This window comes from Microbacterium testaceum, assembly GCF_001476655.1.
Lineage (GTDB): Bacteria > Actinomycetota > Actinomycetes > Actinomycetales > Microbacteriaceae > Microbacterium > Microbacterium testaceum_C.
Map to the genome: position 1 here is coordinate 34,379 of NZ_LDRT01000032.1, position 8,286 is coordinate 42,664.

Annotated in this window: 7 protein-coding genes; 6 read left to right on the top strand and 1 reads right to left on the bottom strand. The window is 70.8% G+C overall.

Annotation, left to right across the window (positions count from 1 at the left end; genetic code table 11):
- Window positions 1–38: 38 nt before the first annotated feature.
- The 6 genes from NS220_RS05940 to NS220_RS05965 all read left to right on the top strand — a co-directional run bounded on the left by NS220_RS05940 (window position 39) and on the right by NS220_RS05965 (window position 7,336).
- The gene (locus tag NS220_RS05940) at window positions 39–758 is read left to right on the top strand and encodes an L-ribulose-5-phosphate 4-epimerase (RefSeq protein WP_058623173.1); all 720 of its coding nucleotides are present in this window, start codon (window positions 39–41) and stop codon (window positions 756–758) included.
- Complete coding sequence (locus NS220_RS05945) at window positions 755–2,362, top strand: xylulokinase (protein ID WP_058623163.1); 1,608 nt, start codon at window positions 755–757, stop codon at window positions 2,360–2,362. Before NS220_RS05940 ends, NS220_RS05945 begins: the two co-directional genes overlap by 4 nt.
- A 43-nt stretch (window positions 2,363–2,405) precedes the next feature.
- A complete protein-coding gene (gene araA / locus NS220_RS05950; RefSeq protein WP_058623164.1) occupies window positions 2,406–3,917 on the top strand; it encodes an L-arabinose isomerase in 1,512 nt (503 codons plus the stop codon).
- Window positions 3,918–4,265: 348 nt separating this feature from the next.
- Window positions 4,266–5,231 carry a permease gene (locus tag NS220_RS05955; protein WP_153004172.1) on the top strand — a complete coding sequence of 322 codons (966 nt, stop codon included), beginning with the start codon at window positions 4,266–4,268 and terminating at the stop codon, window positions 5,229–5,231.
- 22 nt (window positions 5,232–5,253) lie between these two features.
- Entirely contained in the window at window positions 5,254–5,985 is a 732-nt protein-coding gene (locus NS220_RS05960; protein ID WP_058623166.1) for a TIGR03943 family putative permease subunit, read from the top strand.
- The gene (locus NS220_RS05965; RefSeq protein ID WP_153004174.1) at window positions 5,966–7,336 is read left to right on the top strand and encodes a hypothetical protein; all 1,371 of its coding nucleotides are present in this window, start codon (window positions 5,966–5,968) and stop codon (window positions 7,334–7,336) included. The genes NS220_RS05960 and NS220_RS05965 overlap by 20 nt, the downstream gene beginning before the upstream one ends.
- 50 nt (window positions 7,337–7,386) lie before the next feature.
- Here the strand turns inward: NS220_RS05965 and NS220_RS05970 are convergent.
- On the bottom strand, window positions 7,387–8,286 hold a 900-nt coding region (locus NS220_RS05970; protein WP_193755282.1), incomplete at its 5' end, for an RICIN domain-containing protein.

Consider the following 8,286-nt stretch of genomic DNA (forward strand, 5'->3'; position numbering starts at 1 on the left):
CCGCCGCCGTCGACCGTCGTCATCTCGAGGAGAACACCATGGCAGAGCCGTCTGCTGATTTCCCGCCTGCGGTGCAGGCATCCATCGACCAGGTCCGTGCCGACGTCGCGCGCCTGCACGCGGAGCTCGTGCGCTACAACCTCATCGTCTGGACCGGCGGCAACGTCTCGGGTCGCGTGCCCGGCGCCGACCTGTTCGTGATCAAGCCCTCGGGCGTCTCGTACGACGACCTCACCCCGGAGAACATGATCCTCTGCGACCTCGACGGCAACGCGATCCCCGGAACCTCCGGCTCCGAGCGCAGCCCGTCGAGCGACACGGCGGCGCACGCCTACGTGTACCGCAACATGCCCGAGGTCGGAGGCGTGGTGCACACGCACTCGACCTACGGCGTCGCGTGGGCCGCGCGCGGCGAGGAGATCCCCTGCGTCATCACGGCGATGGCCGACGAGTTCGGCGGCCCGATCCCGGTCGGCCCCTTCGCGATCATCGGCGACGACTCGATCGGCCGCGGCATCGTCGAGACCCTGCGCGGGCATCGCTCGCGCGGCGTCATCATGCAGAACCACGGTCCCTTCACCATCGGCGCGAATGCGAAGGATGCCGTGAAGGCCGCCGTCATGCTCGAAGACGTCGCCCGCACCGTGCACATCGCGCGCGAAGCCGGTCCGCTGATCCCGATCCCGCAGGACAAGATCGACGCCCTCTACAACCGCTACCAGAACGTGTACGGCCAGAGCTCGGACGCACGCCGGTGAGCGCGGCGCAGACCTCGGTCGCCGAGGTGATCGCCTCCGGGCGCGCGGTCCTGGGAATCGAACTCGGCTCGACGCGGATCAAGGCATGCCTGATCGACGGCGACGACCCCGCACGCGTGCTCGCGACGGGCTCGCACGCCTGGGAGAACAGGTACCACGACGGCAACTGGACGTACTCGCTGGACGACGTCTGGGCGGGCGTCCGGGCCGCCTACACCGACCTGGGTGCGCGGGTGAAGAGTGGCCACGACACGGTGATCCGCGACCTCGCGGCCATCGGCGTGTCGGCCATGATGCACGGCTACCTCGCCTTCGACGCGGCGGGCGATCTGCTGGTGCCATTCCGCACGTGGCGGAACACCTCGACCGAGCGCGCCGCGGGGGTGCTCTCCGAACTGCTGGGAACGAACATCCCGCTGCGCTGGTCGATCGCGCACCTGTACCAGGCGGTGCTCGACGAGGAAGACCACGTCGGCGACGTCGCCTCCTTCAACACCCTCGCGGGTTACGTGCACGAGAAGCTGACGGGTCGTCGCGTCCTCGGCGTCGGGGATGCCTCGGGCATGTTCCCCATCGACGTCGCGACGCGCGACTACGACGCGGGCATGATCGCGAAGTTCGACCGACTCGTCGCCGAACGCGCGCACGGGCTGGAGCTGCGCGCTCTGCTTCCCGACGTGCTCGTCGCGGGACAGGCCGCGGGTTCGCTCACCGACGAGGGGGCAGCGCTGCTGGATCCGAGCGGGGCGCTTCGCCCCGGCATCCTGTTCTGCCCTCCCGAGGGCGACGCCGGCACGGGGATGGTGGCGACCAACTCGGTCGCCCCCCGCACCGGCAACGTGAGCGCGGGAACGAGCATCTTCGCGATGGTCGTGCTCGAGAAGCCGTTGCGCCGTGCGCACGACGAACTCGACCTCGTCACGACGCCGTCCGGCGATCTCGTCGCCATGGTCCACTGCAACAACGGCGCCAGCGAACTCGCGGCGTGGGTGGCGCTCTTCGAGCGGTTCGCCGAGATCGCCGGGGGCTCGCTCAGCTCCGACGAGGTCTTCGAGGCACTCTTCCGCGAGGCGTTCGACGGCGCGCCCGATGCCGGCGGCATCCTGGCGTACAACCACCTGGCCGGGGAGCCCATCGCGGGACTCCCGGAGGGGCGCCCCCTGGTGCTGCGCTCACCCGACAGCCGCCTGACGCTCGCGAACTTCATGCGCGCACAGCTGTACGGGGTGTTCGCCACGCTCGCGCTCGGCATGCGCGTCCTGACCGAAGAGGGCGTCGAACTCGACCGGATGTACGCCCACGGGGGTGTCTTCCGCACGGCCGGGGTGGCGCAGCGCTTCCTCGCCGGGGCGCTGAACGCACCTGTCGCGGTGGCATCGACGGCGTCGGAGGGCGGCGCGTGGGGGATCGCGGTCCTCGCGGCCTTCGCGTCCGACGCCACGGCGACCGATCTCGGCGCGTACCTCGAGAGTCGGATCTTCGACCGGACGGGGGTCGACGTCGTCGCCCCCGACCCCGAAGACGTTCCGGGATTCGCCGCATACCTCTCCCGTTATCGCGCGGGACTGGCGGTCGAGCACACCGCCATCGCCGCGACACCGTGAGCGCTCCCCGCGTTCGCACCCCTCCCACCGAAGGAAAACTCGCATGACCCGCACTCCCCTCAAGAACGACCTCGACGGCTACGAGGTCTGGTTCGTCACCGGCAGCCAGAACCTCTACGGCGAGGAGACCCTGAAGCAGGTCGCCGAGCAGTCGCAGGCCGTCGTCGAGGGGCTGAACGGCCTGCCGGTGAAGGTCGTCTGGAAGCCCGTGCTGAAGGACTCCGACAGCATCCGCCGCATGGCCCTCGACATCAACGGCCGCGACGACGTGATCGGCGTCATCGCATGGATGCACACTTTCAGCCCCGCGAAGATGTGGATCTCGGGCCTCGACGCCCTGCAGAAGCCCCTGCTGCACCTGCACACGCAGGCCAACGTCGAGCTGCCGTGGAACGACATCGACTTCGACTTCATGAACCTCAACCAGGCCGCGCACGGCGACCGGGAATTCGGGTACATCCAGACGCGCCTCGGCGTCGCGCGCAAGACGGTCGTCGGCCACGTGTCGAACCCCGCCGTGCGTCAGCAGATCGAGGACTGGGAGCGCGCCGCCGCCGGCTGGACCGCCGCCCGTACCCTCAAGCTCGCGCGCTTCGGCGACAACATGCGCTTCGTCGCGGTCACCGAGGGCGACAAGACCGAGGCCGAGCTGCGTTTCGGCGTGCAGGTCAACACGTGGGGCGTCAACGAGCTCGTCGAGGCGGTCGAGAAGGCATCGGATGCCGACATCGACGCGCTCGTGCAGGAGTACGTCGACAGCTACGACGTCGTCGAGGAACTGCTCCCCGGTGGGGCGCGCCACCAGTCGCTGCGCGACGGCGCCGCGATCGAGCTGGGCCTTCGCTCGTTCCTCGAGGAGGGCGGCTTCGGCGCCTTCACGACCTCGTTCGAAGACCTCGGCGCTCTGAAGCAGCTGCCGGGTCTCGCGGTGCAGCGCCTCATGGCGGAGGGCTACGGCTTCGGCGCCGAGGGCGACTGGAAGACGGCGGTCCTCGTGCGCGTCGCGAACGTCATGGGCGCGGGCCTGCCCGGCGGCGCGTCGCTTATGGAGGACTACACCTACGACCTCGTCCCCGGCTCCGAGCGCATCCTCGGCGCCCACATGCTCGAGGTCTCGCCCTCGCTCACCACGAAGAAGCCGCGCCTCGAGATCCACGAGCTCGGCATCGGCGGCAAGGACGACCCGGTGCGCCTGGTCTTCACCGCCGACGCGGGCCCCGCTCTCGTCGTCGCGATGAGCGACATGCGCGACCGCTTCCGCCTCGTGGCCAACGTCGTCGAGAACGTCGACGCGCCCGACCTGCCGAAGCTGCCCGTCGGCCGCGCGGTGTGGAAGCCCGCCCCCGATCTCGCCACCTCGGCCGGCTGCTGGCTCGCCGCCGGTGCCGCGCACCACACCGTCATGACGACGGCCGTGGGCATCGAGGTGTTCCGCGACTTCGCCGAGATCGCCAAGACCGAGCTCGTCGTCATCGACGACGACACCACGGTCCGCGGTTTCCAGAGCGAGCTGCGCTGGAACCAGGCGTACTACCGCCTGGCCCAGGGCCTGTAAGACCCCCGCCGTCCCGGGCTGCCCTCGCATGTGGGCCCCGGGGCGGTGCGGCACTCGCGCTTTCTGTTCGCTCAGTTGGCGTGCCGCGGACCGGGCTTCAGCCGGTGCGCGGACGGTGCCCCGGACCCCTTGTAGCGGTGGGCTGCGACGGGCCCGGGGCACCGATTCTCCGTCGGGTTCTCTGTCGACGGTGTCGTCTCACCTCGCTCGTGGCGGTGAGACGCCCGCTCGCCGACGATCCGGTCACGGTCCGGGAGGAGCGCGATGCCGCACGTGAACCGATCCGCTTCGCGGGCGAGCGTGGTGTCTGCCCCACGGCGCTTCCCCGGTCCGGCGGGTTCCCGGACGATGATCGCGGCCGCCGCCGCGGCCGTCGTCGTCGTGGCCGTCACCACGCGGCTGAGCACGCGGGACGCAGACACCCCCTTCCCCGGTGCTCTCTCCGACGGCATCACCCTGGCGACGAGCGTCGTCATCGAGTCGCTCCCGTTCGTCTTCCTCGGCATCCTGATCTCGATCGCCGTACAGCTGTGGGTCCCGACGAGGGTGATCGACGCGCTGATCCCCCGATCCGGGATGCCGCGTCGCGCCGTCCTCTCCCTCCTCGGGGTCGTGCTCCCGGTGTGCGAATGCGGCAACGTGCCACTGGCGCGCGGGCTGATGGTGCGCGGCTTCTCCGTCGCCGACTCGATGACCTTCCTCCTCGCCGCTCCGATCCTGAACCCGGTGACCCTCGTCACCACCTATCAGGCATTCGGATGGGAGAACGGCATCCTGGTCGCCCGGCTGGTCGGCGGCTTCGTCCTCGCCAACCTCGTCGGGTGGCTCGTGAGCCTGCACCCGGAACCCGAACGGCTGCTCACCCCGAGCTGGATCGCGGCCTGTCGGGTCGCCTCGACGAACAGTGAGCGGCCCTCGCTCCGCCGGGCGGCGCTGCTCTTCCGCGACGAGATGTCGGCGATGCTGCCGGCGCTGTTCTTCGGAGCCGCGATCGCCGGCTTCATCCAGGTAGTCATCTCGCGAGACACTCTCACGGCGATCGGCGGGCACCCGGTGGCGGGGATCCTCGCGCTGATGGCGCTCGCGGTCATGATCGCCATCTGCTCCAACGTCGACGCGTTCTTCGCGCTGTCACTGGCGTCCACCTTCTCTCCGGGCGCCCTCGTCGCTTTCCTCGTGCTCGGTCCGATGATCGACGTGAAGATGCTCCTCATGCTCGGCACGACGTTCCGGGCCCGCACGCTGGCGGGTGTGACACTCCTCGTCGCCCTCGGGGCTTTCGCTCTCGGCCTGGGGGTGAACGCGCTTGTCTGAGGTCGTGCGGAAGTGGGCAGGGATGTGCCTGTGCGGGATCGGGGTGATCAGCACCCTCGTCCTCGCGGCCACGGGAGAGCTGACGCTGTACATCCACCCCCGCTACGTCGTCTTCACCGTGATCCTCGGCGTCGGGGGCGCGCTGCTGCTCGCCGTGGCCCTGTGGTACTCGGCCGTCGGCGGCCCGCACCCGCACGGGCACGACCACGGGGACCCCCCGCACGACGGGGTGCCGGAGCACCCGGCGCGGCGACTACGGCGGGGGGCGGCAGCCGTCGCCGTCGCGGCCGTCGTCGCCGTCTCGGCCGTCGCTCTCCTCGTCGTGCCGCCCTCGACCCTCAGCGCCGATCGCGCTCTGGCCTCCGCGGCGACAGACGGCTCCGGGACAGCCGACGTCCCACCCACGGTGCTCGTGGGCAGCGATCCCGCCCGGTACTCGGTGCGGGACTGGGCGGCGATCCTGGGCAGCGGCGCGACGGCGAACGATCTCATCGGACAGCAGGCCGACATCACGGGGTTCCTCCTCCTCGACGACACCGGTGCGGTCCGGGTCGGGCGGTACGCGGTGACCTGCTGCACCGTCGACGCGCAGCTCTTCGCGGTACCGCTTGCTCCCGGTGCGCTGCCCGCGGGCGCGGCATCCGGCCAATGGGTGCACGTGGTGGGGACGTTCGCCGACGACGACGCGGGGACGCGCCTGTCACCCACGACGATCGAGGCGGTGGAGGAGCCCGATGACCCCTATCTCTCCTGACGCCCGTCCGTCGCGCGCCGGGCGCTCCGCGCGTCCTTTCCTGGCTGCGGCGACGGGGGTGACGCTGTGCCTCGCGCTGGTGAGCGGACTGTTGACCGCGTCGGCGCTGGAGCGCGGCCCTCGTCTGCGTACCACCGTGGGTGACACCGCGCTCACCGTGCAGCGACCCGGAGTGACACTGGGCATGCGCGCCGATCAACCTCTCGCCGACACGTCGACCGAGGGGGTGCGTGTCGACCCTCCCTCCGACGTCGATGTCGAGGTCGAGGGCGCGACCCTGCGCGTCCGCTTCCTCTCGCCGCTGGACTTCGGGACGGACTACCGCATCGTGGCACCGAACCTGCGGGGCCGCTCGACGGGCGCCGCCGCCGCGGCCGAGTTCGCCTTCCGCACACCTTCGCTGACGGTGACCACCCTCGAACGCGGCGGCGCCTACGACCGGACCGGCGGCGAGGATCGCATCGTGCGCCACGACGTCCTGTCCGGCGGCGAGAGCACGCTCTTCTCCGCCGGCCGCATCCAGGAGTATGCGGTCGACGGCGACAGCCTCGTCGCCCTCGTGCGGGACGAGGCGGGGAGAGCCGCGCTGCGGCGCGTGGGAGCGGACGGGACGACGTCTCTCGCCGCACCCGGTGACGGCACGGTGGGCCTCGTCCGCGTCTCGGCCGACGCGACTCGGGTCGGCTTCGTCTATTCGGGTCCGGGGCCGGACGGCACTTCCTACCTCAACACGCTCTTCGCCCTCGACCTGGAGGAACCGGGGGCCCGCCCCCAGCCGGTGCGCGGGGTGGGCGGCATCCCTCTGCTCGCCGACGCGTGGTTCTTCCTCCCCGGCAGCAGCTATCTCGTGGCGCAATCGCCGGATGCCACGCTGACCCTGGTGGACGCGTCGGGAGCGGCCCCGGCCCGCCGCCTGGGGGAGGTGGGCACGCTGCGTGCCGTGCTCCCGGGAGCGACGTCGGTGGTCGTCGAGGGGCCCACGGGCGCGGCCATCCTGGACCTCACCGACGGCTCTCTCACCCCGGCGCCGGTCTCGTCGCCTTCCGGCGAGATCTCCGCCGGTTCACTCCTCGTGTCGCCGACGTCATCGCTGAGCTGGGATGCCGCGACCGTTCGGCTGGACGACTCGCAGCGCTCGCTCTTCACGGCCGCGCCGGGGGAGCGCATCGACGAGGTGTGCCTCGCACCCAGCGGACGTCATGTGCTCGTGGGCACGGTGCCGGCCGGAGCGGTCGTCGACGGCTATCCCGCTCGCGCGGAGTGGGTCGGGCGCACCTCGACGGTCGTCGAGGTGGCGACGGGAGCGCGGGTGGCCACGCTCGCGGGTACCCGCCCCAGCTGGTGCGACTGAGGCACTTCCTGCCCCGCCGCAGCTTCACCGGTACCCGCGAGCGTCGTGTCCTACAGGGCCGTGATGGTCCACCGCTGCTCGGGACGGCTGCCCCACATGCGCTGCGCGGCGTTCGCGCCGTCAGCGGTGGAACCCGCGGCGACTTCGAGCACCAGACTGCTGAAGCGGTTCGTCAGCACGCTCGCTCCCGTATCGGTGCGCAGGATCGCCCAGTGCTGCGTGAACTGATCCGCGGCGGCGCCCACCGAGATGCCGCCTCCGTTGTCGCGGTTGCGGTTCGTCACCTGCAGGTACCCGCCGCCGGCGACGTCCTTGATCTTGTAGAAGCCGTCATCGGTCGACTCGATCGCCCACGTCTGTGCGGACGAGGCTCCGGCGGCGCGTTGCAGGACGCGGCTGCCGTCGGTGGTCAACGCGAGCGCGCTGTTGACGTTGTCGAGCCGGTAGCGGGCGCCGCCGCCGTAGGGCCGACTGAGCAGGGCGGGCTTGGCCCTTCGGCCGCCGACCGCGATACCGCTGACATTGACGTAGTCGCCGGTGGCGGCTTTCGCGGTGAGACGCACGTAGGCCGCGTCTCGCGCCGTCCACTCGACGAATTTCGCCGACTGATCGGGTGCCCAGGTTCCGGACGCGACATCGGTCCAGGTGGTGCCGTCGACACTCAGCGAGATCGTGAAGGAGGTGATGTCTCCGTCGGTTCTGTCGTCGCGGCGCCACTGCTTGGGAAGGTACGTCGCCGACGAGATGTTGCTCCACACCCCGCCGAGGTCCAGCACGAGGGACTCCGGGGTGGTGGGGAGCGAGAAGGGATCCCCCCAGGTGGACCAGCACGTCTCGTTCCTGTTGTCGCTGTAGCCGTCGATCGCGCGCATCGGACCCTCGTCGCCGTAGCTCCGCGTCGCGATGGCGCTGGCGGGGACCACGGGGTACTCGACGCGCAACGGCTGGGC

Bases quoted from the DNA above. Each gene is read 5' to 3' on its own strand.
- NS220_RS05940 (WP_058623173.1), top strand. From the start codon at position 39: ATGGCAGAGCCGTCTGCTGATTTCCCGCCTGCGGTGCAGGCATCCATC.
- araA (WP_058623164.1), top strand. From the start codon at position 2,406: ATGACCCGCACTCCCCTCAAGAACGACCTCGACGGCTACGAGGTCTGG.
- NS220_RS05955 (WP_153004172.1), top strand. From the start codon at position 4,266: ATGATCGCGGCCGCCGCCGCGGCCGTCGTCGTCGTGGCCGTCACCACG.
- NS220_RS05960 (WP_058623166.1), top strand. From the start codon at position 5,254: ATGTGCCTGTGCGGGATCGGGGTGATCAGCACCCTCGTCCTCGCGGCC.
- NS220_RS05965 (WP_153004174.1), top strand. From the start codon at position 5,966: ATGACCCCTATCTCTCCTGACGCCCGTCCGTCGCGCGCCGGGCGCTCC.